The organism is Vibrio cidicii, from assembly GCF_009665415.1.
GTDB lineage: Bacteria > Pseudomonadota > Gammaproteobacteria > Enterobacterales > Vibrionaceae > Vibrio > Vibrio cidicii.
In genome coordinates, this window is sequence record NZ_CP035921.1 from 2,639,062 (window position 1) to 2,663,946 (window position 24,885).

General features: G+C 49.0%; 22 protein-coding genes, 1 tRNA gene and 1 pseudogene. 15 read left to right on the plus strand and 9 right to left on the minus strand.

The window, feature by feature from the left end:
* Window positions 1–35 precede the first annotated feature (35 nt).
* The 3 genes from EWA64_RS13210 to argS all read right to left on the minus strand — a co-directional run bounded on the left by EWA64_RS13210 (window position 36) and on the right by argS (window position 3,845).
* Window positions 36–1,367 (minus strand): IS4 family transposase, encoded by a 1,332-nt coding sequence (locus EWA64_RS13210; RefSeq protein ID WP_369435797.1) that lies wholly within the window; start codon window positions 1,365–1,367, stop codon window positions 36–38.
* Window positions 1,368–1,498: 131 nt separating this feature from the next.
* The gene (locus tag EWA64_RS13215) at window positions 1,499–1,927 is read right to left on the minus strand and encodes an HIT family protein (protein WP_061895138.1); all 429 of its coding nucleotides are present in this window, start codon (window positions 1,925–1,927) and stop codon (window positions 1,499–1,501) included.
* 184 nt (window positions 1,928–2,111) lie between these two features.
* Complete coding sequence (gene argS, locus EWA64_RS13220; protein ID WP_061895139.1) at window positions 2,112–3,845, minus strand: arginine--tRNA ligase; 1,734 nt, start codon at window positions 3,843–3,845, stop codon at window positions 2,112–2,114.
* Window positions 3,846–4,063: 218 nt separating this feature from the next.
* On the opposite strand from argS, the gene EWA64_RS13225 reads away from it, so the two are divergent.
* Window positions 4,064–4,666, plus strand: coding sequence for a VOC family protein (locus EWA64_RS13225; RefSeq protein WP_061895178.1), 603 nt, complete (start codon window positions 4,064–4,066; stop codon window positions 4,664–4,666).
* Between the two features lie 49 nt (window positions 4,667–4,715).
* Here the strand turns inward: EWA64_RS13225 and purU are convergent, their stop codons facing one another.
* Window positions 4,716–5,549 (minus strand): formyltetrahydrofolate deformylase, encoded by an 834-nt coding sequence (purU, locus tag EWA64_RS13230; RefSeq protein ID WP_039445522.1) that lies wholly within the window; start codon window positions 5,547–5,549, stop codon window positions 4,716–4,718.
* Window positions 5,550–5,745: 196 nt separating this feature from the next.
* Here purU and EWA64_RS13235 point away from each other — a divergent pair, with 196 nt between their 5' ends.
* From EWA64_RS13235 to rnd, 8 genes are all read left to right on the plus strand, one after another.
* Window positions 5,746–5,943 carry a hypothetical protein gene (locus EWA64_RS13235; protein ID WP_039445523.1) on the plus strand — a complete coding sequence of 66 codons (198 nt, stop codon included), beginning with the start codon at window positions 5,746–5,748 and terminating at the stop codon, window positions 5,941–5,943.
* Between the two features lie 107 nt (window positions 5,944–6,050).
* Window positions 6,051–7,970, plus strand: coding sequence for a DNA repair helicase YoaA (yoaA, locus tag EWA64_RS13240; protein WP_061895140.1), 1,920 nt, complete (start codon window positions 6,051–6,053; stop codon window positions 7,968–7,970).
* A complete protein-coding gene (tsaB, locus tag EWA64_RS13245) occupies window positions 7,971–8,672 on the plus strand; it encodes a tRNA (adenosine(37)-N6)-threonylcarbamoyltransferase complex dimerization subunit type 1 TsaB (protein WP_061895141.1) in 702 nt (233 codons plus the stop codon).
* A 35-nt stretch (window positions 8,673–8,707) separates the two neighbouring features.
* Entirely contained in the window at window positions 8,708–9,004 is a 297-nt protein-coding gene (locus EWA64_RS13250; protein ID WP_039445530.1) for a hypothetical protein, read from the plus strand.
* Between the two features lie 53 nt (window positions 9,005–9,057).
* Window positions 9,058–9,612, plus strand: a complete 555-nt coding sequence (locus EWA64_RS13255) for a Slp family lipoprotein (protein ID WP_061895142.1) — start codon at window positions 9,058–9,060, stop codon at window positions 9,610–9,612.
* Window positions 9,612–10,466: an alpha/beta hydrolase gene (locus EWA64_RS13260; protein WP_061895143.1), complete on the plus strand. Its 855-nt coding sequence runs from the start codon at window positions 9,612–9,614 to the stop codon at window positions 10,464–10,466. The genes EWA64_RS13255 and EWA64_RS13260 overlap by 1 nt, the downstream gene beginning before the upstream one ends.
* A gap of 127 nt (window positions 10,467–10,593) precedes the next feature.
* Entirely contained in the window at window positions 10,594–12,291 is a 1,698-nt protein-coding gene (gene fadD / locus EWA64_RS13265) for a long-chain-fatty-acid--CoA ligase FadD (protein ID WP_061895144.1), read from the plus strand.
* An 87-nt stretch (window positions 12,292–12,378) separates the two neighbouring features.
* Complete coding sequence (gene rnd, locus EWA64_RS13270; protein WP_061895145.1) at window positions 12,379–13,494, plus strand: ribonuclease D; 1,116 nt, start codon at window positions 12,379–12,381, stop codon at window positions 13,492–13,494.
* A gap of 102 nt (window positions 13,495–13,596) precedes the next feature.
* Here the strand turns inward: rnd and minE are convergent, their stop codons facing one another.
* The 3 genes from minE to minC are packed head-to-tail and all read right to left on the minus strand — an operon-like array spanning window position 13,597 to window position 15,359.
* Window positions 13,597–13,860: a cell division topological specificity factor MinE gene (gene minE, locus EWA64_RS13275; protein ID WP_039424871.1), complete on the minus strand. Its 264-nt coding sequence runs from the start codon at window positions 13,858–13,860 to the stop codon at window positions 13,597–13,599.
* Window positions 13,861–13,863: 3 nt separating this feature from the next.
* Entirely contained in the window at window positions 13,864–14,676 is an 813-nt protein-coding gene (gene minD, locus EWA64_RS13280; RefSeq protein ID WP_039433895.1) for a septum site-determining protein MinD, read from the minus strand.
* A 20-nt stretch (window positions 14,677–14,696) separates the two neighbouring features.
* Entirely contained in the window at window positions 14,697–15,359 is a 663-nt protein-coding gene (gene minC, locus EWA64_RS13285; protein ID WP_061895146.1) for a septum site-determining protein MinC, read from the minus strand.
* A 175-nt stretch (window positions 15,360–15,534) separates the two neighbouring features.
* On the opposite strand from minC, the gene EWA64_RS13290 reads away from it, so the two are divergent.
* The 4 genes from EWA64_RS13290 (at window position 15,535) to EWA64_RS13305 (ending at window position 19,250) form a co-directional block, all read left to right on the plus strand.
* Window positions 15,535–15,816 (plus strand): YcgL domain-containing protein, encoded by a 282-nt coding sequence (locus EWA64_RS13290; protein ID WP_039445542.1) that lies wholly within the window; start codon window positions 15,535–15,537, stop codon window positions 15,814–15,816.
* Window positions 15,817–15,860: 44 nt separating this feature from the next.
* Entirely contained in the window at window positions 15,861–16,832 is a 972-nt protein-coding gene (locus EWA64_RS13295; RefSeq protein WP_061895147.1) for a lytic murein transglycosylase, read from the plus strand.
* A 50-nt stretch (window positions 16,833–16,882) separates the two neighbouring features.
* Window positions 16,883–17,827, plus strand: a complete 945-nt coding sequence (locus EWA64_RS13300) for a LysR family transcriptional regulator (RefSeq protein ID WP_061895179.1) — start codon at window positions 16,883–16,885, stop codon at window positions 17,825–17,827.
* Window positions 17,828–18,050: 223 nt separating this feature from the next.
* Window positions 18,051–19,250 carry a NupC/NupG family nucleoside CNT transporter gene (locus EWA64_RS13305; protein ID WP_061895148.1) on the plus strand — a complete coding sequence of 400 codons (1,200 nt, stop codon included), beginning with the start codon at window positions 18,051–18,053 and terminating at the stop codon, window positions 19,248–19,250.
* 327 nt (window positions 19,251–19,577) lie between these two features.
* Here the strand turns inward: EWA64_RS13305 and EWA64_RS13310 are convergent.
* Together EWA64_RS13310 and EWA64_RS13315 are read right to left on the minus strand one after the other, a co-directional pair.
* Window positions 19,578–19,654 (minus strand) — tRNA-Pro (locus EWA64_RS13310).
* A 143-nt stretch (window positions 19,655–19,797) separates the two neighbouring features.
* Window positions 19,798–19,941, minus strand: a pseudogene (locus EWA64_RS13315) (beta-ketoacyl-ACP synthase); the annotation flags it as partial.
* 242 nt (window positions 19,942–20,183) lie between these two features.
* On the opposite strand from EWA64_RS13315, the gene EWA64_RS13320 reads away from it, so the two are divergent.
* Both EWA64_RS13320 and EWA64_RS13325 read left to right on the plus strand, forming a co-directional pair.
* Window positions 20,184–23,204 carry a M6 family metalloprotease domain-containing protein gene (locus tag EWA64_RS13320; protein ID WP_061895149.1) on the plus strand — a complete coding sequence of 1,007 codons (3,021 nt, stop codon included), beginning with the start codon at window positions 20,184–20,186 and terminating at the stop codon, window positions 23,202–23,204.
* 149 nt (window positions 23,205–23,353) lie between these two features.
* A complete protein-coding gene (locus tag EWA64_RS13325; RefSeq protein ID WP_061895150.1) occupies window positions 23,354–24,823 on the plus strand; it encodes a protein adenylyltransferase SelO in 1,470 nt (489 codons plus the stop codon).
* The last annotated feature ends 62 nt before the right edge of the window (window positions 24,824–24,885 follow it).

A 24,885-nucleotide genomic window follows, 5' to 3' on the forward strand; every position in this document is an offset into this window, starting at 1 on the left:
TAAAGAAAAGAGCCGCAACGACTGCGTAATGCCAGTCAGTTAAGCTGACTGGCATTTTTTCTATTTGTCGCGTACTTCTTGGGTTTCAACTTCACCCATCGAGGATAACTTCTATCTTCTCTTCGAGGTGGTAGGATAAACATGGATACATGCTCCAGTAATACTTCATAGTGTTTAGGGAGCTTTCCTGGGCTTGTTAAAGGCAACGCTGCAAAGTATTGCGTCACAGCCATAGCACTGCTCGTAAAGCTCAGTTGATTTGGCCAGACACTATCTAACCTACTTGCCGCTTTTGTCATAACCTGCCTGATAAGGTTATAGGCTAGTAGAATACCCCAGAGCTCCTGCTTAACCATATCTGGACGCTTGCTTCGCAATGTATACTCTCTGTCAAGCAAGGTTTCCTTCATTTCCCGATAGCCTAATTCGATTTCCCAGCGATAACGATAGAGCTCTACAATTTCTTCGCCAGGAAAACGTAACCCGTCACGCATTGAGGTAAGTATCTGATACTCTTTACCGTTAATGATTTTCGAGACTAGCCTTGCTTCAACTACATCAGGAAGTTCACTAAACTTCTTTCTTGCCTGAGGAGTGGTTTTAATCGCAACGATTGCATCACTCTTGCTGTACCTATGAACGACTTCATACTGGAAGTCTTTTCTCACAGGAAGCATCCAATGCCTCTCTTGGCCGACTTTGTTCCAGCGGTTCAGCAGTCCCAGAGAGTAATATCCTTTGTCAAAAATAGTCAGAGAATGGTCTGGCGTTTGTTCTATGAGCTCTTCTGCAAGCCGCATTTCGTTGGTTCGATAGTCAGAGAATGCACTATCGATGAGCTGATGGCTTGTAAGCTCCATCAAGCAAACCATGCGTACCTTAGGGTAAATATTTTCAGATGACTGATTACGCTGTGCTTTAAACTCTTGATGATTTTCAGGTGTATCCGCTGTTCTCCAAACGACACCATCGACAGATAGGAGATTGAGTCCACACCAAGTTTCAAATTTAGAAGATTGATAACTCTGAGCCGCCATCGTCTTAAAGACTTGTTTAACACCTTCTTCGCCTAATCTCTGCCTAGCTTGGACAACAGCACTTGGCGCAACAAAGCGCCGTTTGTCTGGTAGGACAATATCAAGTTGGTTAGCAATATCCCAAACAGATTGTTGCCGAAAAAGACTCATTCCAACAACGGACCAAAGTACTGCTTCCAAGGGTAAACGTCTTCTTCTAACTGTTGCTACGCCAGCTTTTTCAAAACCTTGCTGGATAAGCTCTGGACTAAGAATTTCAGAGTATTTGTCAAAGTGATGGAAGGTATTGCATGAGCGAAAAGTACTCGCAAGTTGGCTCTGTAAAGACATGAAAAATCCGATATTAGTTTCCTAATATCGGATTTTGAAGCCTTTTGAGGATCGGTCAAATGATCTCAAAAACTTTTCTTAACTGATCGGCATTACGCAACGACTGCGGCTTTTTTTTCATACCTGCGGAATTATCCTTTTTGAAACAGTGAGCTCAATGACAACACATTGCGGATGCGTTTGAGCATTTCTGCTTGCTCTGCTTCGTTGCGGAACTCACCGTTGGTATTGCCCCAAACGGGTCCTGGCCATGCCACGTCGTCTTTAAAACGCGCAATGTGGTGAATGTGCAGCTGTGGAACCATGTTCCCTAGCGCACCAAGGTTGAGTTTGTCTGGACGGAATGTCGCTTCAAGCGCTTGGCTTACCGCTTGCGACTCAAGCAAAAACTGTTGTTGCTCTTGCATGGGTAAGTGGTGCAGTTCTTTTAGGTTTGCCCGTTTCGGTACCAAGATCACCCACGGCACCGCATTGTCTTTGTGTAGCAGTGCAACGCAAAGCGGGAAGTGACCGATGATAGTGGTGTCTTTTGCCAATTGAGGGTGCAGTTCAAAACTCATTGTTGTTGTCCGGTTTGAAGAGAGTTAAATCAGTATACGCCAGATAAAACAAAAGGTTGACGCTTTCACGCCAACCTTTCTTATAATTTTCTCGAACCTCGAACCTCGAACCTCGAACCTCGAACCTCGAACCTCGAACCTCGAACCTCGAACCTCGAACCTCGAACCTCGAACCTCGAACCTATTACATACGCTCCAACGTATCGATACCCAGCAGCGATAGACCTTGCTTGATGGTCTTCGCCGTCAGTGCTGCTAGTTTCAGACGGCTTTGCTTCACGGTTTCATCTTCAGCCACTAGGATAGGGCACGCTTCGTAGAAGCTAGAGAACTGACCCGCCAGTTCAAACAGGTAGCTACACATGATGTGCGGTTGACCTTCACGCGCGACAGATTGCACCGCTTCTTCAAACTGCAGCAGTTTGGCGATAAGCGCTTTTTCTTTCTCGTCAGTGATCTTGATATCACCTTGTAGCTCATCCATAGAAACGCCAGCTTTAGCAAATACAGAGGCTACGCGAGTGTAAGCATACTGCATGTATGGCGCGGTATTGCCTTCGAACGCCAGCATGTTGTCCCAATCGAACACGTAGTCTGTGGTACGGTGTTTAGAAAGGTCGGCGTATTTCACCGCGGCCATTGCCACCGTGTTCGCGATCGCCTTCTTCTCGTCTTCTGCAAGTTCTGGGTTTTTCGATTCGATCAGTTGCGCTGCACGCACTTCTGCTTCATCCAGAAGATCAGCAAGACGAACCGTGCCACCCGCACGAGTTTTGAATGGTTTACCGTCTTTACCTAACATCATGCCGAATGCATGGTGTTCCAGAGAAACAGACTCTGGCACGTAACCCGCTTTGCGAACGATCGTCCAAGCTTGCATTAGGTGCTGGTGCTGACGAGAGTCGATGAAATAAAGCACGCGGTCTGCGCCTAGTTTTTCATAACGGTATTTCGCACACGCGATATCGGTGGTGGTGTAGAGGAAGCCACCATCACGCTTTTGAATGATCACGCCCATAGGCTCGCCATCTTTGTTCTTGTACTCCTCAAGAAATACCACTTGCGCGCCGTCATCTTCCACCGCTAAGCCTTTTTCTTTCAGATCAGCAACAATGCCAGGCAGCATGTCGTTGTACATGCTTTCGCCCATGACGTCATCACGAGTTAGAGAAACGTTGAGACGATCGTAGTTGCGTTGGTTTTGGATCATGGTGACATCCACCAACTTCTTCCACATTTCTGCGCAGAACTCGTCACCGCTTTGTAGCTTAACTACGTAGCCGCGAGCTTTTACCGCAAACTCTTCATCTTCGTCGTAGAGTTTTTTCGATTCGCGGTAGAAACCTTCAAGGTCAGCCAGTTCCATAGACACTTCGCCAGACTCTTGCTGTACGCGCTCAAGGTTGGCGATAAGCATACCGAACTGAGTACCCCAGTCACCGATATGGTTCGCACGGATCACTTTGTGACCTAAAAACTCAAGAGTTCTCACCACCGCATCGCCAATGATGGTTGAACGTAGGTGACCAACGTGCATCTCTTTAGCCACGTTTGGCGCCGAATAATCGGCTACGATGGTTTTTGCTTCTTCTGCAGCAACGCCGAGACGTGCATCTGCCAATGCGGCATCGGCTTGTTTAGCGAGGAACTCTTCACTAAGGAAAATGTTAATAAAGCCCGGACCTGCGATTTCGGTTTTGCTTGCGATGCCGTCTAGCTCAAGAACATCCAATACTTTTTGCGCAAATTCTCGAGGGTTAGTACCCAACTGTTTTGCTACGCCCATTACGCCGTTTGCTTGGTAGTCACCAAATTGTGGCTTAGCGGATTGGCGAACCGCTGCAGGGCTGCCTGCAGGAGCGCCAGCAGCTTCGAGAGCCTGAGATACTTTGTCGTTAATAAGTGCTTGGATATTCACACGCGTTTCCTTCAATTCAAGGACGGAAAACCCAGAAAGCAAGTGGCTGGGTTCTGTTTGAGTTCACAAAAATGGCGCTAATGATAACAATTTTCTTGATGATCATACAGAGAGGATTCAGTGAAATTTCGACTTTTTCCAGCAAGATGAAAATGCCTGCGATTTCACCACGGAGTTGCTACTATGAGGCCGAAAATCCGAGCTTTCGTGAGAGCAAAATGAATAGATTACTAGAAGAAAAACGCCTGACACCGGTGCAAATGCTGGAAGATTTAGACGCTTTTATGCAAAAAATTGAGTCTTTAGCCGATTTGCTGCAATTAGATTTGAGTTTGGCTCAGGCGGATCATCTGGCGCTGCGAATTAATGAGGCACATATTGCCAAGGCGGCGCATCTGGCTTGGTGTGATTATGGCGAGACCATTTCTGAGGCGATGCTCAATGGTCGGCCCATTGTCGTGATCGCTTTCAAGCAACCATTGCATGCACGTGGCTGGAAAATCGACTGTTTGGAGTTGCCATACCCAGCGCCGGGCAAAACTTACCCCAGCGAAAGTTGGGAGCATGTGGAATTTGTCGTACCTTCGCACGCGCAAAGTGCCGAGGCATACCTAGAGGACTTACAGCATACTTATCCCGCTTTTGGTGCTCAGTTCCCCAAGCTGGCGAGTTTAGGTGTGAAGGTCAAACTGTCGAGTCCGAAAGGGGACGGGGAGCGCTTGAATAACCCAACCGTAGCATTCAAATACCAAGGGGTCTGCATTAAGCTTCATCCGCACTCTCTCAAACGCATTGTTGAATCGGAACAAAACGCGCGTTAAAAAAGAGAGGGTTGCCAAGTGGCAACCCTCTTTACTTCTAAGCCAAATCTTAGAGAATCACGGTTTTGTTGCCGTAGACAAAAACATGGTCGTTAAGCACTTTATTCAGTGCTTTGCTCAAGACATTCTTCTCCACGTCACGGCCGGCCTGCGCCATATCTTGTGCACTGAAGTTGTGATCGACCGGAATAACGTCTTGTTTGATGATCGGTCCTTCATCTAAATCATTGGTGACAAAGTGAGCGGTGGCGCCAATGATCTTGACGCCGCGTTCATAGGCTTGTTGATAAGGCTTGGCACCGATGAAAGCGGGCAAGAAACTGTGGTGAATATTGATGATCTTGTGGTGGTATTTCTCGACAAAAGCTGGGGTCAGGACGCGCATGTACTTTGCCAGCACCAGATAATGCGGCTGGTAACGGTCAACCACTTCCAGCATCTTCTGTTCATGCTCTTCGCGGCTTAACCCTTCGTGCGACACGCAATGGTATGGAATATCAAAACGCTCGGTCAGGGTTTGCAGTTTGTCGTAGTTACCAACCACGGCAGCGATCTCGACATCGAGGCTGCCATCGTAATTTTTCATCAGAATATCGCCCAGACAGTGGGCCTCTTTGGTCACCAAAATCACAATGCGCTTTCGCTCAGAGCTGACCAACTTACGCTTTGCTCCGCTTGGTAACGCTTGGTCTAGATCGGCGAGAAAGGTGTGATCGTTGAAGTATCCTTCCAGCTCGGTGCGCATAAAAAAATGACCGCTGGAGTTATCTACGAACTCATTGTTGTGAATGATATTAAGTTGGTGTTTGTAACATATGTTGGTGATTTTTGAGATCAGACCCGGCGCGTCTGAGCAATGAGTCAGTAGTGTTTTCTTTTCCATATTTAAGATACTTCCGTGAATAATTTTTTTTATGGTACGAATAATTGTTTGGGCGTCGAATAGTGAACTAAACCGCAATACAAGGCTAATAGATAATCTATTATTAATTTGGTTTCAACATATTCTCTGGGCCAAACGTTTTGCTAAAGAGGATTGCTGAGAAGAGCCGTCAAAACGATACACAAGGTGGTAACTTATGGACAAAGATCTATTGGCTCGCAAACTGTACCTAGAAAGAGTTTCGACTCTGGTCGGTCAGCACGAAATCGATGAGGAGCTTATTACGGAAATGTGGGAAAATCGTGCCTCTCCATCTGAGGCAGCCAAAGTCATTTTAGAGGGTGAACATTTTAGCGGCCCGGCATGGTTAAACCGCTACCTGAACCGCAAATAATCGATCAGCATAGATTCTACATCACTCCGAGGCGAGCCAAATCCGATTCGCCTCGGCTTCGCAAAACTGCCATAATCAGCCCCACTTATCCATCACCAGCACACAGAATGATAGCCAAAACCTTCTCTTCCAAAGGCGCATTAGGCAAAGCCATCCCTGGATTTCAGGCTCGTCAGCCGCAAATTGACATGGCTGAAGCGGTCAGTCAGGCGATACAAGACAAGTCTCAACTGGTGGTGGAGGCGGGCACCGGAACCGGAAAAACCTTCGCCTATCTTGTACCTGCATTATTGAGCGGCAAGAAAACCATTATCAGTACTGGCTCGAAAAACTTGCAAGAGCAACTCTTTCATCGTGATCTGCCGTTGATGGTCGATGCGTTGGGTTTTTATGGTCAGGTTGCGCTGCTAAAAGGGCGTTCGAATTATCTCTGCTTAGATAGACTTAGCCGACAAATGGTCGAAGTGCATCATCATGAGGCCGATTCAACGCAACTGAGTCAGCTGGTCAAAGTGCGCAGTTGGTCGTCGGAGACCAAAACGGGCGATCTGGGGGATTGTGACGATTTGCCAGAAGATAGCCCGTTGATTACGACCATCACCTCAACCAATGACAATTGTCTGGGTAAAGATTGTCCGAGCTATCAAGATTGCTTTGTTCTTAAAGCGCGCAAAAAAGCGCTGGATGCGGACGTGGTGGTGGTTAATCACCACCTATTTTTTGCCGATTTGGCGATCAAAGAGACAGGATTTGGCGAGCTTATCCCAGAGGCGGATGTGTTTATTTTCGATGAAGCTCATCAGTTGCCAGACATTGCCAGCGAATATTTTGGACAGTCACTCTCAAGCCGACAGATCCAAGAGCTCGCCAAAGACATCGAGATTGCTTATCGCACAGAAGTGAAAGACATGCGTCAGTTGCAAAAGGTGGGCGAAAAGCTGGTGCAAACCTCCATGGATATGCGCATTGTGCTGGGAGAGTCCGGTTTTCGTGGTAACTGGCGTGATGCGTTACAGTCACCATCAATAAAGCGTGAAGTCGAGCGTTTGGTCGATGCATTAGAACTTACCATTGATGTGCTTAAATTAGCACTTGGTCGCTGCCAGTTGCTTGATACGGCCTTTGAGCGGGCAAATTTGATCAAAGCGCGCTTGGAGCGCGTTTGTGACATCAGCGTAACTGGATATTCTTATTGGTTTGATACCTCCCCTCGTCATTTCACCCTGCACATTACGCCGCTGTCGGTGGCTGATAAGTTCCATGAGCAGATTGAGATGAAACAGGGCGCGTGGATTTTTACCTCCGCGACTTTGGCGGTCAATAGCGATTTCGGCCATTTCACCGCAAGATTGGGGCTAAAGCCTGCGAAACAGTTCTCGCTGCCTAGCCCTTTTGATTATCAGCAGCAGGCGCGCCTTTGTGTTCCGCGCTATTTGCCAGAGCCCAATAGCCCCGGTTTAGCCGACAAACTGGTGCGCATGTTAGCGCCGTTGATTGAAGCGAACCAAGGGCGCTGTTTTTTCCTTTGTACCTCTCACAGTATGATGCGTGAACTGGGTGAACGCTTTCGCGATGTACTCAGTTTGCCCGTGCTGCTGCAAGGGGAAATGAGCAAACAGAAAACGCTGGCAGAGTTTATGGAACTCGGTAACGCGCTGTTGGTGGCGACAGGCGCGTTTTGGGAAGGGATTGATGTTAGAGGTGATGCGTTGAGCTGTGTTATCATCGACAAACTTCCTTTTACATCACCTGATGACCCTTTGCTCAAGGCACGGATTGAGGATTGCCGCTTGCGGGGTGGAGAACCTTTTGAACAGGTCCAGTTGCCTGATGCCGTTATCACCTTGAAACAAGGGGTAGGACGTCTAATTCGCGATCAAAAAGACCGCGGCGCACTGATTATCTGTGATAACCGCTTGGTGACCCGTGAGTATGGTGGCGTCTTCCTCGCCAGTCTGCCTCCGATCCCAAGAACACGCGATCTGGACATCATTCAACAATTTCTAACAGAACAAACAGAGAACTAAATGAGCGCAAAAATTCTCGCTATCGACACAGCCACGGAAAACTGTTCTGTGGCGCTCCTAGTTGGTGAGCAGGTTTTCTCACGCAGCGAAGTGGCTCCGCGTGACCATACCAAAAAAGTGTTACCTATGGTGGACGAAGTGCTGCAAGAGGCAGGACTGACTTTGCATGATCTGGATGCGTTAGCATTCGGTCGAGGTCCGGGCAGTTTTACTGGCGTGCGAATTGGCATTGGTATTGCACAAGGTTTAGCGTTTGGTGCTGATTTGCCCATGATTGGCATTTCGACACTGGCGGCGATGGCGCAGGGCAGCTATCGTCAAAATGGGGCGACTCATGTGGCGACGGCGATTGATGCACGAATGAACGAAGTGTACTGGGGACGTTACCAGCGCCAAGAAGATGGCCGTTGGCAAAATGTGGATGACGAGTGCGTTATTCCCCCTGCCGATTTGGTGGCTCAGTTAAGCTCCGATGCACAGACTTGGACGACAGCGGGAACAGGCTGGGATGCATACGCTGATGCGCTGGGCGCATTGACCATTTCAGTTGAAAAAGGCGACATCCTCTATCCGGATGCGCAAGATATTGTGGTGTTAGCCGGTCACGAATGGGCAGCGGGAAACACTGTCGCGGTTGAAGAGTCGAGCCCAGTGTATCTGCGTGATAACGTTGCGTGGAAGAAATTGCCTGGGCGAGAGTAGTTGCCCAACTCACTAAACAATGATGATGGAATGCGATGGCCTCAATTAATGGTTTACCTCCTGCGATTATTCCCGGTACGGGCCGGACCAATAAGAGCAGCCGTAAAAAGGTCAATAAAAGCCAACAACAAGTCGGACAACCTTCCAAGGTGGCCGATGCGGTAGCCCATTCCATCCGTCAAGTCTCTCAAGCGGATGTCGAGCGTGCCCAGTTGCAATACGACCTTCCGGAAGGGCGCGCACGCCGAGCCATGGAAGAGTACATGGATGTGATGAATCAAGCGCGTAGAGAGGAACTTGCCCAACTGGTGGGTGTCGATATCTACGTATAGCCCTGTATAGCGCTCTGGCTATGTGGATTGAAACGTTAAAGGTGAGTGTAAAGATGAAAAAAGAGTTCCGTTTACTGTTCACACTGGTTGCGCTCTTTACTGTCAGTGCCTGTAGTTCGCTACCTGAAGAGCTCAATGCGCGTAGTGAGTCTGTGTTGACCGATTACAAAACCTTTGCTGAGCAGCAAGGCCAAGCAACAGAGGAAGTTCGTCTTGGCGGCGTGATCGCCAAAGTCGATAACCTGTCAGACCAAACGCGAGTCGAACTGGTTAATCTGCCGATAAGCAAGCAAGGCAAGCCTGATATCGGTCAAGAGCCTCATGGCCGTTTTGTTGTCTACCTTCCGGGTTATCTTGAACCCGTTGCATTCAGTCAAGGCCGTCTAATGACGGTCGTTGGGCAAGCCGGCGGTGAAGAACAAGGTAAAATTGGTGATTATGATTACGTTTTCCCTGTGATCAAAGCTTATGGTCACCGACTCTGGACCATCGAAGAGCGAGTCCGAGTTTACGACACTTCCACTTATCTCTCTCCTTGTTACTCCATTTCTTGTCGCCAAGTGATTGATCTTCCACGTGATGGAAAAATTATTAAAGAAGTCAAATAATGCGTGATACCCGTTATAGGCTGGCGGACTTAAGTCTCGCGGCGCTTGAGATTGGTGATGCAAAAACGGCTGATTTATCAGTCGTTTTTGTTCATGGCTGGTTAGATAATGCCGCCAGTTTTCTCTCTGTTATGCAACATCTTCATTATTTGTGCCCTAAATTACATCTATGTGCGATCGATCTGCCAGGGCATGGGCATTCTGATCATAAATCACCGGGCAATTTTTACCCTTTTCACGATTACATTGATGATATTCATCAGTTTTTGCACGTTTTGTCGCCAAACAGACTGCTGTTAGTCGGCCATTCTCTTGGTGCATTGATTGCAAGTTGCTATAGTGCCGCCTTTGCTGAACAGGTGGATGCACTGGTTCAGATAGAAGGTTACGGGCCTTTGGCTGAAGCCCCGCACAATGCGGTTCAAAGGCTCAGGCAAGGGGTGCTCAGCCGTAATCGTTTGCGTACCAAACCCACCCGTAACCTCGCCAGTTTTGACGAGGCACTACGCCTTCGCGTGATGGCAAATCAGCTTTCTCCAGATCTGTTACGGCCGATCGTCGAGCGCTCCGTGATTGAGCTGCGAGGCACTTGGCAGTGGCGGCATGATGCAAGATTGAAATGCGACTCGCTCTATCGCATGTCGTACCAACATGCTGAAACAATTTTAGAGCAGATTTCTTGTTTTCATCTGATCATATTAGGCGAAAATGGCTTTCGCGAGCTGAAGGATTTCAGTCAGTTAAATGTGAGCAATCCTGCAAAAGTCGCGATAGTTGCGGGCGGTCATCATTGTCATTTAGAGCAATCGCTCGAGGTGGCTCAGCGAATTCTTGGTGTAGTTAACAAAATTTAAACAAGTGTTTGAGAGTTTCGTGCTCAAGCATGACGGCTGTGCTGTAATAGCGAACAAAATAAGAAAGGACGCTATTGCGCAAGACAAAAAGTCTTTCGTTAGCCAGCTATTGACGAGGAGTAACATCGTGGAAAAACCATGGCTTTCACGTTATCCAAGTGACGTACCTGAAACCATCAACCCAGACCAGTATGAATCGCTGGTGGAAATGTTTGAGCAATCAGTGCAGAAGTACGCCGACCAACCCGCGTTTATGAACATGGGTTCGGTGATGACGTTTCGCAAATTAGAAGAGCGCAGCCGTGCTTTTTCTGCCTATCTGCAAAACGAGCTCAAACTGAAAAAAGGCGATCGCGTTGCCTTGATGATGCCAAACCTGCTGCAATACCCTGTGGCGCTGTTTGGCGTGCTGCGCGCTGGTCTTATCGCGGTCAACGTCAATCCTCTTTACACTCCTCGCGAGCTGGAACACCAGTTAAACGACTCTGGCGCCAAAGCGATTGTGATTGTCTCCAACTTTGCCAACACGCTTGAGCAAATCGTTGAAAACACGCCAGTGAAACACGTGGTTTTGACCAGTTTGGGACAAATGTTGCCACGTGCGAAAGGGACCATTGTTGATTTTGTCGTCAAATACGTCAAAGGCATGGTGCCTAAGTATGATTTGCCCGGGGCGTTTTCAATGCGTAAAGCGCTGCACAAAGGGCGTCGCCTACAATATGTCAAACCGTTTATGAGCGGTGATGACATCGCCTTTTTGCAATACACAGGCGGCACGACAGGTGTAGCCAAGGGCGCGATTCTCACCCATCGCAATATGATTGCCAACGTGATGCAAGCCAAAGGCATGTATGGTCCTGTCCTGAGTCAGGGGCGTGAGTTAGTGGTAACGGCGTTGCCGCTTTATCACGTTTTTGCGTTGACCGTAAACTGTTTGCTGTTTATCGAAATGGGTGGCCGTAACCTATTAATTACTAACCCTCGCGATATTCCTGGGTTCATTAAAGAGCTGCAAAAGTATCCTTTTACCGCAATTACCGGGGTCAATACGCTGTTTAACGCTCTGGTTAATAATGAAGATTTCCATGAGTTGAACTTCAGCAATCTCAAACTTGCTGTGGGCGGCGGCATGGCGGTGCAGCGGGCGGTGGCGGAAAAATGGAAAAAAACCACAGGTTGCTATCTGCTTGAAGGTTACGGATTAACCGAGTGTTCACCTCTGGTTGCCGCCTACCCGCACGACTTAGTTGACTACAACGGTTCAATTGGCTTGCCTGTTCCTTCAACCGAGGTGCGTATTGTCAATGACGAAGGTGAAGCCCTAGCCAACAGCGAAACGGGTGAGCTGCAAGTGCGTGGCCCGCAGGTGATGCAGGGGTACTGGCAGCGCCCGGAAGCGACTAAAGAAGTGATCAATAGCGAAGGCTGGTTATCGACCGGGGATGTGGTGAAGTTCGATCAAGAGGGCTTTTTGCACATTGTTGATCGTAAGAAAGATATGATTTTGGTCTCCGGTTTCAATGTCTACCCGAATGAGATCGAAGATGTGGTTGCGCTACATGGTAAAGTGCTGGAAGTGGCCGCCATTGGTCAACCACATGAAGTCTCTGGTGAAGTGGTGAAAATCTATGTGGTGAAGCGTGATCCGAGTTTGACCAAAGAAGAAATCATTAACCACTGTCGCCAGCATCTCACCGGTTATAAAGTGCCGAAGCTGATTGAATTCCGTGAAGAGTTGCCTAAGACTAACGTCGGGAAAATATTGCGTCGAGTTTTGCGTGATGAGAATGATGCAAAACTGGCGAAAAATGATGCTGCTGCGTAATCCGCGCAAAGTGTAACAATCAATGCTAGAATGCCAGCCTAAGTTTTCAGGCTGGCATTTTTATTTTCAAGCGATAGCGAGTGACGAGTGAATTATCAGATTATTACCGATGAAAAAGAGCTGAATAGGGTCTGCCACCAAGCGCGACAAGCGGATGTGGTGATGTTGGATACCGAATTTGTTCGAACGCGAACCTACTATCCTCAACTTGGCTTGATTCAGTTGTTTGACGGGGAGAACTTGTCACTCATCGACCCAACGACATTGAAAGAGATGGATGCTTTCGTTGAGTTGTTGCAAGACACCGCGGTGATTAAAGTACTGCACGCTTGCGGCGAAGATTTAGAAGTGTTTCACAACGCGTTTGGTTGCACGCCAGTTCCTATGGTCGATACACAAATTATGGCGGCCTTTCTCGGTCACGGACTGTCTACGGGCTTTGCCGCTTTGGTTGAGCAATATTTACATGTTCAACTGGACAAAAGTGAATCTCGCACGGATTGGCTAGCGCGTCCGTTATCAGACAAACAGCTAGAGTATGCCGCGGCTGACGTGCATTATTTGCTGCCGCTGTATGACATTTTGCGAGAGCAAGTGCAGCAGGCAGGCTGGTGGCAAGCCGCACAGCAAGAGAGTGAACTGCTGGCGGGTAAACGCGTACGCACTCCAGATTTAGCCAACGCCTATCTTGAGATCAAAGGGGCATGGCAGCTAAAACCGAGTGAGTTGGCCATCTTGAAGCCGCTCGCGACTTGGCGAATGCAGGAGGCGATTCGTCGTGACTTGGCGCTCAACTTTGTCTTTAAAGAGCAAGATTTGCTAACAGTTGCCCGTTTGGGCCTCACTAGCTTTAAACGCATGGAGCAAGAGGGAATGGATTTGCGTTCCGTGCAGCGTCATGGCAATAAAATTGCGGCTATTGTTAGAGAGGCGCTCACGACGCCGGCGAACGAGTATCCTGAAGAGATAGACCGTTTGATGGACTTGCCGGGCTATAAGCAGCTGTTTAAGCAGCTAAAAGATCAAGTAACTCTAGCGACGAAAAGCACCGGCTTGGCCGCAGAGTTTTTGGCATCGAAGAAGCAAATTAATCAACTGATTACCTGGGTGTGGAAAAAAGATCGCGATCCAGAGAATTTGCCGGATCTGATGCAAGGTTGGCGTTTGCCCATTTTGGGCGAAAAAATGAATGCTCTAATCTAAGCGCGGAATATAAAAAAGACAGACGATTTGAGCGTCTGTCTTTTTTGTAAGCAAAACACAACAATATGTGTTTTGACAGCATGTGTTTTACAGCGCCAGTGCTTATTTCTCTTCGTCGGGTAACTTGACGTTCAGCTCCAGAACCGAAATATCATCGTCTTTATGTTCGAAGGTGAGATCAACCATCGACGGGTCAACCGCCACGTACTTGCTGATCACTTTCAAAATATCTTCTTTTAATTGAGGAAGATAAGAAGGCGCGGGATCGTTCTGGCTACGACGTTCCGCCACAATAATCTGCAGACGTTCTTTGGCCAAACTGGCAGAACTTTTTTTCTGTGGGCGGAAAAACTCTAAAAGTGACATAAACTAGCCTCCGAACAGTCTTTTGAACAGTCCTTTCTTCTCTTCAGTCAGGAAACGAAAATCTACCTGTTTACCCAGTAGACGTTCGACCGTATCCGCGTAAGCCATACCGGCGTCCGATGCTTCATCAAAAATGACTGGCACCCCTTTGTTCGAAGCATTTAGCACCGCTTGGCTTTCTGGAATGACGCCAAGCAGAGAGATGTGCAGGATCTCTTCCACGTCTTCCACACTGAGCATCTCGCCTTGACTCACACGCGTGGGATTATAACGTGTCAACAACAAGTGCTGTTTCACGGGCTCAAGCCCTTGCTCTGCGCGCAGTGATTTTGAATCCAAAATACCGAGAATCCGGTCGGAGTCGCGAACGGAAGAGACTTCTGGGTTGGTGGTCACAATCGCTTCATCTGCATAGTATAGCGCCATCAGCGCGCCTTGCTCGATGCCAGCAGGTGAGTCACAAATGACAAAATCAAAGCCCATTTCATCCAATTGATCCAGCACGCGTTTTACGCCATCTTTGGTCAGCGCGTCTTTATCGCGGGTTTGCGATGCAGGCAGAATGAACAGGTTCTCAGTGCGCTTGTCTTTAATCATCGCTTGATTAAGCGTGGCTTCGCCGTTAATCACGTTGACGAAATCGTATACAACGCGACGTTCACAGCCCATGATCAGGTCTAAGTTACGCAGGCCAATATCAAAATCGATCACGGCCGTTTTTTTGCCTTGTAGCGCGAGGCCAGAGGCAATGGCGGCGCTTGACGTGGTTTTACCAACCCCACCTTTGCCAGACGTAACAACAATAATGCGTGCCATTGTGTTTTCCTTTCTAATCCTTAAAGAGTGAGCAATTCGAGGTGGAGTGATTCATCCACTAGGCTCAACATAATTTTTTGTTGCCAGAATTCGCGGTCGATCTGATCGCTCAGCCAGTAGTTTCCAGCGATGGAGATCAGCTCCGCTTGCAAATCATGGCAGAGTATTCTTGCTTCTTTTTGACCACTCGCGCCGGCGATAGCTCGCCCGCGTAGGGTGCCGTAGATATGAATTGAGCCATCGGCAATCACTTCTGCGCCTGCACTGACGTGACTTAAAATGACCAAATCCGCGTCTTTGGCATAAATTTGTTGTCCGGAGCGAACTGGCGTACGCACCACTTTCGTTGGAGCAATTTTAGCCGGAGCTTGGTTTGGTGATTTGCTGGCTGACATAATGGCGAAACCCGCTTGTGAAGCGAGATTTTGCGTGCGCTTATCTTTGCAGCCCGTAATGCCAACTGGGATCAAGCCCGCTTTTGCAATCCCCTGTTTCAGGCGGTCGAAGTCGATATCGACTTCGACCTCGGCAATATTGATCACGACTGGAGCAGAGGCGAAAAACGCCGGTGCTTGGTCAACTTTTTCCTGCACAAATTCAATGGCGCTGTCGACCGAGCATTCTGTTAGGTGCAACACCGACAAAGTGAAGCTGCTACCTTTTAAATCAGGGGTACGAGACATCCGATACTTCTTGCCTTTATTGAAAGAGCGTTGTCTTTTACTAAGGTTGTCATGTTATATTTCATCCCTGCACGCAGCAAGTTATCTTGCGGTCATTTAGGTGATTTCGTCTAAAAAATTACGTTTTAATTAAATTTCGCGTGTCAGATGCGGAAATTAACAAAAAAGGCTTGTCATGCTTTGTTCTATCTATAAAAGTTCTAAGAAAGAAGGCACATATCTTTACATTCCTAAGAAGGATGATTTTTCAAAAGTTCCTGAACAATTAATGGCAATGTTTGGTAAGCCACTGCCAGTGATGACGATAAATTTGCAAGGTCGTACGTTGGCGCTGGTCAGTGTCGAGAAGGTCCGTGAATCATTAATAAATGACGGTTTCTTCTTGCAACTGCCACCACCACCGAAAAATCTTCTCGAACAACATAAAGAACGCAAAGCGCAGCAGAAGTCAGACTAACGGCGAGGCTGGTTTTGCGGGCCGATTGGCTCAAGGAGGGCAATATGAGAACACTGTTAACAGCGATGCTCGGTATGAGCCTAAGTGCTTCGGTTTGGGCAAACTCGGAAAGTTTCGAGCAGTATATTGAACGCTTGAAAGCACAAGCGCGCTCGGAAGGTATTAGTGCACAAACCATCGCGCAGGCGTTTCACAATGTCGAGTACAAGCCCCGAGCAGTAAAAGCGGATCGCAATCAACCAGAAAAAAAACTGACTCTGGATGAGTATCTGCCGCGCGCGGTGCCCGATTGGAAAGTGCAGCAGGCGAAAGATCTCTACCAAAAACATGGCGCAGAACTGAAGCAAATTGCTGAACACTATGGCGTGCAAGCACGATTTATTGTTGCGCTTTGGGGCGTAGAAAGTAATTTCGGTAAATTTACCGGCAATTTTCCTGTGGTCGACGCGCTCGCAACTATGGCCTATGAAGGACGTCGCGAGGCGTTTTTCCGCGCCGAAACCATAGCGGCATTGAAGATTCTCGATCAAGGGCACATTGAGTACGAGAATTTTAAAGGCTCTTGGGCGGGGGCCATGGGGCAATGTCAGTTCATGCCCAGTTCGTTTCTGGCCTATGCTGCCGATGGCAATGGTGATGGTAAAAAAGACATCTGGAGCAATACCCACGATGTATTTGCCTCGACCGCCAGTTATCTCAGCCAGTCTGGTTGGGATGACAAGTACACTTGGGGGCGACAAGTAAGAATCCCTAAAGGGTTTGATCTTTCCTTGCAGGGCAGGGAAGAAGCCAAAGGTAAGTATTTGCAAGAGTGGAAAAAACTAGGTATCACCAATTATGCGGGCGGGGCGTTGCCGACGCTCAATCAAGATATCAAAGCTTGGCTGGTGATGCCGGATGATGAAAATGGCCGAGTTTACTTGGTGTACAACAATTACAATGTATTGATGAAGTGGAACCGCTCTCACTACTTCGCTCTGGCCGTTAGCCATCTGGCTGATCGCATTAAAGATTAACCACCGCTTGTCTCATGCATTGCGTGATGGCAAGCCCTTCTTACGACAACATGTTATCTGAACGCGCAGCACAAATGGTGGTTTTTTCCGCCTTGGTTAAACATCGCAACTTCACTCAGGCGGCGAAAAGCTTGGGTGTGTCGGTCTCACACGTCAGCAAGCAGCTTGCGTTACTCGAAGCCTCGCTTGGTATCAAGCTGATTCAGCGCACCACGCGCAGCTTTACGCCGACTGAAGCGGGGCTGAGCTTTTATCGTCATTGTCATCAGGTGGTGCAAGCGGTGAACAATGCGCAGTCTGAAATGGAGAGCCAGCGTGATGAGGTGGCTGGCTTGGTGCGCATCGGTTTGTCGCAATCTTTCGGTACCTTGCATGTGCTGCCCGCGATTGATGAGCTGCGTCAGCGCTACCCACAACTGCAAGTCGAGTTGCACCTGTTTGATTATAAAGTAGATATGTTAAACGAAGGCCTGGATGTGTGGATCACCAACCACGAGAAATTGCCAGAGGGATATATTGCCCAGCGTCTGGCCGATTGCCAATTCGTGCTTGCTGCGTCACCCGACTACTTAATGCGTCACGACACGCCTAAACATCCAACGGACCTTAGCGATCACAACTGTTTGATTTATCGCAGTTGGGAACGTGATTACACCAGTTGGGCTTTTCGCCGTGCCGACGAAGAATTATGCGTCAAAGTGGCAGGCAACTATTCCGTTGATTTGGCCGAAGCAGTGCGCGATGCCGCGATTGCCGGATGGGGCATAGGCTATCTTGCCACCTATTTGTTGGGTGATGAGTTTCGCAGTGGAAAACTGATTCAGCTATTACCAGAATGGCGCGCCAGCCAGCAAATGCCGTTTTATGCGGTCTACCCAAGTCGTCAACACATGCCCAAGAAAACTTCCGCGGTGATCGAATTTATTCGGCAAAAGATCGGCGCACCCTGTCACTGGGATCAAAAGCTATTGCCTTATATCACCATTGCGCATTGAGTGATTTTCATCACATATTATTTCTCAATTGGGAAACATTTTCCTTATATGGAAACAATGCCAAATAGCAAACGTTTATCTTGATTTTTTTCAAAGAGTTAAGTGTATAGGCGCTGGCCGCTGTTCTTCCTGTTCCACTTTATTAACATTCCCGACTTGCATCCCGCGCTTGTCACTATACAATCCGCGCCTTCCTTGTTCCCCCTCTCTCTGGAAACCTTCTATGAACTCTTTACTGGGTATTGTGGCCATTCTCGTTGTCGCGTGGCTATTATCTACCAACAGAAAAAACATTCGTTTGAAAACAGTACTGTTGGCGTTTTGTCTGCAAGTCGCGTTTGCCTTACTTGTGCTCTATGTTCCTGCGGGCAAAAATGCGCTGAATACGGTGACGGGCGCTGTGTCAGGATTGATCAATTATGGGCAGGAAGGCATCGCTTTTCTGTTCGGCGGTTTGGCAACCGGCGGTTTCACTTTCGCCATTAACGTGCTTGGGATCATCATTTTCTTCTCTGCGCTGATCTCGGGTCTGTACCACATTGGCTTGATGCCTAAAGTGATCAATCTGATTGGTGGTGGCTTGCAGAAACTGCTCGGTACGGGACGGGCTGAATCGCTCTCAGCGACGGCGAATATTTTTGTCGGCATGATTGAAGCCCCTCTTGTGGTCAAACCGTACCTAAAGCACATGAGTGATTCACAATTTTTTGCGGTGATGACCTGTGGTCTTGCCTCGGTTGCAGGTGGCACCTTGGTGGGGTACGCCTCACTCGGCGTGGAACTGAACTATCTGATTGCTGCTGCGTTTATGTCGGCGCCAGCAGGCCTGTTAATGGCCAAGATCCTCATGCCAGAGACAGAATCTTCGCCACAAGCGGCACAGATGGAAAATATTGAGATGCCAAAAGCCACCAATGTGGTGGAAGCGATGGCCGATGGTGCGATGTCGGGGCTACGCATAGCCGTTGCGGTGGGTGCGACACTGCTGGCGTTTGTCAGTGTGATTGCGCTGTTAAACGGAATCTTGGGTTGGATTGGCAGCTGGTTTGGCATTAGCCTGAGCTTTGAGCTGATCCTCGGCTATTTATTTGCTCCCGTCGCGTGGCTGTTAGGCATTCCTTGGCAAGAAGCGATCACCGCTGGCTCATTGATTGGCAATAAGATCGTCGTCAACGAGTTTGTCGCTTTTATTCAATTGATGGAAGTAAAGCAGCAGTTGAGTGCTCACTCTCAAGCGATTGTGACGTTTGCGTTGTGTGGTTTCGCCAACATTTCGACCATGGCGATGCTGATTGGTGGTTTAGGTAGCTTAGTGCCGGAGAAACGTACCTTTATCTCGACCTATGGTTTTCGCGCCATTGCCGCTGGTGTGCTGGCAAACCTAATGAGCGCCTCAATTGCTGGTGTGATCTTAAGCCTGTAGTTTGCCTGCGCCATTGAACTTGGCAGATAGCATTGTCACTTCTGGACAAAGTCGATGCTGTCTGCCTCTATTCTTTCTCTTCGCCCTGTTTTTCTGGTAACTCTTCTATACGCAGCTCGCTCCTTTACCACTGCTATTCCCTTTCTTTTTCACGCAAAGCGACAAGTCGGAGCATTTTGGCGAGCGGGCAAAAAAAGCGCTGACATGAAATGATGAAGAGAGAAGGATGGAAGATTGGCGCGGTTAAGCTATTTCCATATTTGCGGGCCAAAAAATTTTAGGCCAGAAAGCAAAAGAGAGAGCAGAAGCTCTCTCTTTCTAGGTGTATGGTCGGACTGAGAGGATTTGAACCTCCGACCCCCGACACCCCATGACGGTGCGCTACCAAGCTGCGCTACAGTCCGATGGCGTCTACTCTAATCGTAAGTTCTGGTCAGGTCAACACTTTGTTTCACAACAATAAAAGCTCGTTGATAGAATGACCAGTTCGCACATTTAGTGAGCAAAAAAAAGAGTAAACCACAATCTGAGCACCTTAATGGTGAAGTTAATCGCGTACACGTTTAAAGATGATCGAGGTGTTAATGCGACCAAAAGCAAAGTTGTTGCTCATCAGATACTCGATATCCATCTCGCGCCGCAAGCGCAGCGTGCGGCCAAAGTAACTCTTCAGTGAACGGATAGGCACCTTGCAGGATGGGATTTTCTAGACCCACAGGGGCCTTTTTGACACCTCACCAGAGCAAGTCCGTAGCGAGCAAGGATGCTTGGCCTATTGGAGTGATTATCAATAATAAAAGATAATTTTGCTGAATGATTCTCGTATTTTATAAATTGTTCTTGTGTCTGAGCTGGAGATACATAAGGTGTGTGCTTTCGTTTCGTTATTGAGACACAAGCCAAAGAATATCTTAAAGGGAGTTAGGGTTAAGAATGAAAAAATGGCTTTCTACGCTGGCGTGTAGCGCCGCGACAATGGCATTGTCGGCCTCTGCGCTGGCGATGGTTCCCCCAGCGCCGATTTGGCATGAGATCGTGCTGCCGGATGGTTCCAGTACGCAAATTCGCCTGCAGGGCTCGGCCCATTTCAGTTGGTTCGAAGATGAGCAAGGTAATGCTCTCATCTTGCAAGGGGATAAATGGTATTTTGCTGAAATTCAAAGTGATACAACGGGCGCTCAACTGATTTCAACCGGAGAGCTTTTGCTCGCAGGCGCGCAAGCGCCGATACGTTCTCAGTTACGTCCGACGATCAATTTGCCTGACGTGCTCAACGCCGACAGTGCTAACCAAGTTCTCCGCTCGCGCAGTTTTACTCCCAGTAAAATGACGGCTGCACGCAGTGCTTTCTCTGCGCCAGCGCAGCCGTTTGAACAGCCGCTGTTGGTGGTGCAAGTTTCCTTTTCCAACGTCAATATGGTGCATGATTTTACCGAGCGAGTGTTTGGTGAGGCGGGGCAGAGCGTGGTGGATTACTACGCGAAAAACTCGGCGGGTCAGTATCAAGTCGTGCCCGCGAGAGAAAGCTTTGGCACGGAGAATGATGGCGTCATTGATATTACGCTCGATCAGTTTCATCCTAACTGCCATGACTCAGCCTGGTGTACCAGTCGCCTCAACACCATTTTTGCTGAAAGCTACCAAAAACTTGATCAATATGTCGATTTCTCCCAATACGATCTTAACGCGGACGGCACCATTGATCCGACCGAACTCTCAGTGATGTTTGTCTTCGCCGGGGGCGATCGCTCCACTGGCGTTGTCAATCGGCCTTCTATCTGGCCTCACATGTATTACCACAACGATGTCCCTGTCGATGGTAAAACCATTTCGGCATATTGTTTGTTTGGTGATTATCAAGTCGACCACCAAGCTACACTCGGGGTGATTGTCCATGAGCTGGGCCATCTGATGCTTGGCCTGCCGGACCTCTATTCCTACAAACATAATGGCTCCGTTGGCCAGTGGGGTGTGATGGGGGCAGGGTCTTGGGCTATGGCTCCGGATGACCAGTATGCTGGTGATACACCAGTCAATATGAGTGCGTGGAGCAAACACGCTTCCGGCTTTGTTGCGCCGCAGGTGTTAAGTCAGTCGCAAGCGGCAGTGCAAGTGGCAAACGCAGAGGCAGGGCTTATCTACCTTGACCCTTATTTGAAAGAGTTTGGCCCGCGGCTATATGTAGAAAATCGTCGTAATGTCGATTACGACCGCGCTTTGCAGGCAGAAGGGATGCTGGTGACCTCGGTTAACGTCAACAATGCATTTAACGAAACTGGCCCAATGCAGGTGCAGATCATGCAAGCTGACGGACTGGGTGAACTGGAGCGCGGCGGTCGCGCCGACAGTGCCGACATCTACCCGGGTCTTTATGGTAATACCCAAATTTCGGACAACTCACAGCCGAATTTAACCAGCGTTGCAGGCTTTGAAACTGGCGTTAGCCTAACTGGGATTGTCAGCGGTGATCACGCTGCGCGTTTTGATTTTGTCAAACCGCAAGATGGTGAGAAGTTCGCTTGGTTAACCAGTTTACGCCGGAGCTATGTGCAAGCAGAAGCGGGCAAAGACGCGCTGGCGTTTGAAGTGAATTTGCCCAAAGCCACTCAGATCGATGGTATTCAGCTGTATTACCAAGTGGTAAATAGCTCGCTGCCAGTGCGCTACACCGTTTCTCGCTATCCACAAAATGGGGCAAACTTTGCCAATCTGCTGTTAGACAGCAGTCAGCAAGAACGATTAGCAGAAGGGGTAGTGAGCCGCTCTGGTCGAGTGATGTTTGGTACTCCTGCAAAGCTCGCCACAGGGACTCATACCTTGGTTGTGGAGCTGCAAAATGGCATTTTAGAGCAAAACTATCTCTTCAGTGATTTGCAGAATATGGAGCCCAAGGATGAGAAGAAAGCGTGGCTCGGCAGCCGCCTAGAGAAAGAGAGTAACGGCCTGAGTAAACTACTAGGTTACCAAACCGTTCCTTTTGCTGCGCTGTTTGATGTTGATTTCGCCAGTTTAGTCCAACCTATGGCAGATAAGGTTGAGGTTGATAAAAACGGCTCGGTGGCGTTGGATGTGATGGCTAACGACACTATGGACCCCGCATATGTATTCCAAGCCGAGTTGGTTTCGCCGCCGACTAACGGCACGGTCGCAAACTGGGTTTACACGCCGAAAACCAATTTTGTTGGCCAAGATCAACTGACCTATCGCTTACGCTCTACATCCGGCAACTTGGTTTCTGCAGTGGTGAGCGTTGATATCGATGTCACGGGCAGCAACGCGGCTCCGCAAGCCAAAACGTCGGTTGCCGAGGTTACTGTGGTCGCGGGAGCACGTATATCGCTGCTGGGCGAGGCAAGCAGCGATGCCGACGGTGACGAGTTGCAATTTCAATGGCGTCAAACCTTTGGGCCCCAAGTTACGCTGATCAATGCCAACCGCAGTATTGCCGAATTTGTGGTGCCAGAAGAGGCGAAAATGGGCAATACACTGGCTTTTGCGCTAACGGTAACAGATCCAAGTGGCTTGAGCGATAGTGCCACGATTCAGCTTGAAGTGGCTAACAGTGCACCGGTGGCGAAGCAAGATGCCATCAGCCTCTCCGCTGGCTCTAGTGTCGACATTATGGCGTTAGCCAACGACTACGATCAGGATAACCACGTGTTGACGCTCATCTCAGTGTCAACCCCGGAGCTCGGCTCGGCGAGCATTGCGAATAATCAAATTCACTACCAAGCGCCAAGCAGTGTGACGCAAAAAGCCGAGGTGACGCTGGAGTACCAAATTCAGGACTCTGAAGGGGCACTTGCCCGCGGAACGGTGCTAGTGACGGTGACACCAGAAAGCAATGCGACCTCCTTTACTGCCAGCTCTTCTAGCGGTTCATCCGGTGGTTCACTTGCCGTCCTGCCTCTGCTATTTCTCGCGTTACTTGGGCGCAGACGCTCGCGCACCTAACTCTGCTAAAACGCGCCTTCGGGCGCGTTTTTTACTTTAGGCTCCCCGACAGAGCCATATGGTACAAGCAATTTCCCTGCTGCCAATCGGTGTTTGTCACATTCACTCTGTGCTAGTTTGAGCAGGTCTTCTCTCTTTTGGAGCCCTTTATGTCTGCTTGGCAATCGGTCACATTCTCACAGCGTTTTTCTTCGCTTCCTCGTGCTTTTTATACTCCGGTTAAGCCGCAGCCACTGCAAAATAGCCACTGGGTGGTGTGGAACGCACCTTTAGCCGCCCGTTTTGCTTTGCCGGTGGTTGCCGATGAAACCTTGCGCTGCGCTTTTGCGGCTGAACAAATGCCGGATTGTTTCTCGCCGCTGGCAATGAAATACGCCGGGCACCAGTTTGGCGTCTATAATCCCGATTTGGGCGACGGTCGCGGCCTGCTGCTGGGTGAAATGCAGGACAAGCAGGGCAGTTGGTTTGACGTGCATCTCAAAGGGGCGGGGCAGACGCCGTACTCGCGTATGGGCGATGGCCGTGCTGTGCTGCGCTCGACCATTCGCGAATATCTGTGCAGTGAAGCCATGGCGGGGTTAGGTATTGCCACTACGCGCGCGCTGGGGATGTTGAGTAGCGATACCCCAGTTTATCGTGAGCAGACCGAGCGCGGCGCGCTGCTGATCCGTTTAGCCACCACTCACATCCGTTTTGGTCATTTTGAGCACTTTTTCTATACCAATCAGTTGGCTGAGCACAAACTACTGGCCGACAAAGTCATCGAATGGTATCTGCCGCAATGCCAACAAGCGGCTAAGCCTTATCTGGCGATGTTTGAGCAGATTGTCGCGCGTACCGCACTGATGATTGCGCAGTGGCAGGCGGTCGGTTTCGCCCATGGGGTGATGAATACCGACAACATGTCGATTTTGGGTGAAACGTTTGACTACGGCCCCTTTGGGTTTCTTGATGACTACGAGCCGGGCTACATCTGTAACCACTCCGATTATCAAGGTCGCTACGCCTTTGATCAGCAGCCCAGAGTCGCCTTGTGGAATCTCTCTGCACTGGCCCACGCGCTTTCGCCATTGATCGAACGGGCCGACTTGCAAGCTGCGTTGGCGCAGTTTGACGTCTTATTGGGTCAGCACTTTAGCCGCTTGATGCGCAGCAAATTGGGTTTGAACGCGCGATTTGCCGGAGATAGCGAGTTGTTCGACCGACTATTTGCCCTGCTGACGGAAAACCGTACCGATTACACCCGTTTTATGCGCACGCTGTCGGAGCTGGATCGCCATGGCAAACAAGCGGTGATCGATCTTTTTATTGACCGAGAGGCGGCAGCACGCTGGCTGGATGATTATCTGGTGCGCTGCCAACAAGAAGTGCAAGCAGATGGTTCGCCGCTGTCTGAAAGTGCGCGCTGCGCGGCGATGCGTTTGGTGAATCCTAAATACATTTTGCGTAATTATCTGGCTCAGCAAGCGATAGAAAAAGCCCAGCAAGGTGATTTTAGCCAAGTGCAACAACTGGCAGAGCTACTTCGCCGTCCTTACGATGACTCGCCGCAATTTGACCACTACGCGCGTCTTCCGCCTGAGTGGGGTAAGAAAATGGTCATCAGCTGCTCTTCCTAACTGTGATCCAAACGCGGATTTGCTTCAAATTTCACTAAACTATCTCTCATTATTGATTGGCG

Coding starts and splice junctions, on each gene's coding strand:
- EWA64_RS13210 (WP_369435797.1), bottom strand. CDS start 1,367: ATGTCTTTACAGAGCCAACTTGCGAGTACTTTTCGCTCATGCAATACC.
- EWA64_RS13215 (WP_061895138.1), bottom strand. CDS start 1,927: ATGAGTTTTGAACTGCACCCTCAATTGGCAAAAGACACCACTATCATC.
- EWA64_RS13225 (WP_061895178.1), top strand. CDS start 4,064: ATGAATAGATTACTAGAAGAAAAACGCCTGACACCGGTGCAAATGCTG.
- purU (WP_039445522.1), bottom strand. CDS start 5,549: ATGGAAAAGAAAACACTACTGACTCATTGCTCAGACGCGCCGGGTCTG.
- EWA64_RS13235 (WP_039445523.1), top strand. CDS start 5,746: ATGGACAAAGATCTATTGGCTCGCAAACTGTACCTAGAAAGAGTTTCG.
- yoaA (WP_061895140.1), top strand. CDS start 6,051: ATGATAGCCAAAACCTTCTCTTCCAAAGGCGCATTAGGCAAAGCCATC.
- tsaB (WP_061895141.1), top strand. CDS start 7,971: ATGAGCGCAAAAATTCTCGCTATCGACACAGCCACGGAAAACTGTTCT.
- EWA64_RS13250 (WP_039445530.1), top strand. CDS start 8,708: ATGGCCTCAATTAATGGTTTACCTCCTGCGATTATTCCCGGTACGGGC.
- EWA64_RS13255 (WP_061895142.1), top strand. CDS start 9,058: ATGAAAAAAGAGTTCCGTTTACTGTTCACACTGGTTGCGCTCTTTACT.
- EWA64_RS13260 (WP_061895143.1), top strand. CDS start 9,612: ATGCGTGATACCCGTTATAGGCTGGCGGACTTAAGTCTCGCGGCGCTT.
- minE (WP_039424871.1), bottom strand. CDS start 13,860: ATGTCACTTTTAGAGTTTTTCCGCCCACAGAAAAAAAGTTCTGCCAGT.
- minD (WP_039433895.1), bottom strand. CDS start 14,676: ATGGCACGCATTATTGTTGTTACGTCTGGCAAAGGTGGGGTTGGTAAA.
- minC (WP_061895146.1), bottom strand. CDS start 15,359: ATGTCTCGTACCCCTGATTTAAAAGGTAGCAGCTTCACTTTGTCGGTG.
- EWA64_RS13290 (WP_039445542.1), top strand. CDS start 15,535: ATGCTTTGTTCTATCTATAAAAGTTCTAAGAAAGAAGGCACATATCTT.
- EWA64_RS13295 (WP_061895147.1), top strand. CDS start 15,861: ATGAGAACACTGTTAACAGCGATGCTCGGTATGAGCCTAAGTGCTTCG.
- EWA64_RS13300 (WP_061895179.1), top strand. CDS start 16,883: ATGTTATCTGAACGCGCAGCACAAATGGTGGTTTTTTCCGCCTTGGTT.
- EWA64_RS13305 (WP_061895148.1), top strand. CDS start 18,051: ATGAACTCTTTACTGGGTATTGTGGCCATTCTCGTTGTCGCGTGGCTA.
- EWA64_RS13320 (WP_061895149.1), top strand. CDS start 20,184: ATGAAAAAATGGCTTTCTACGCTGGCGTGTAGCGCCGCGACAATGGCA.
- EWA64_RS13325 (WP_061895150.1), top strand. CDS start 23,354: ATGTCTGCTTGGCAATCGGTCACATTCTCACAGCGTTTTTCTTCGCTT.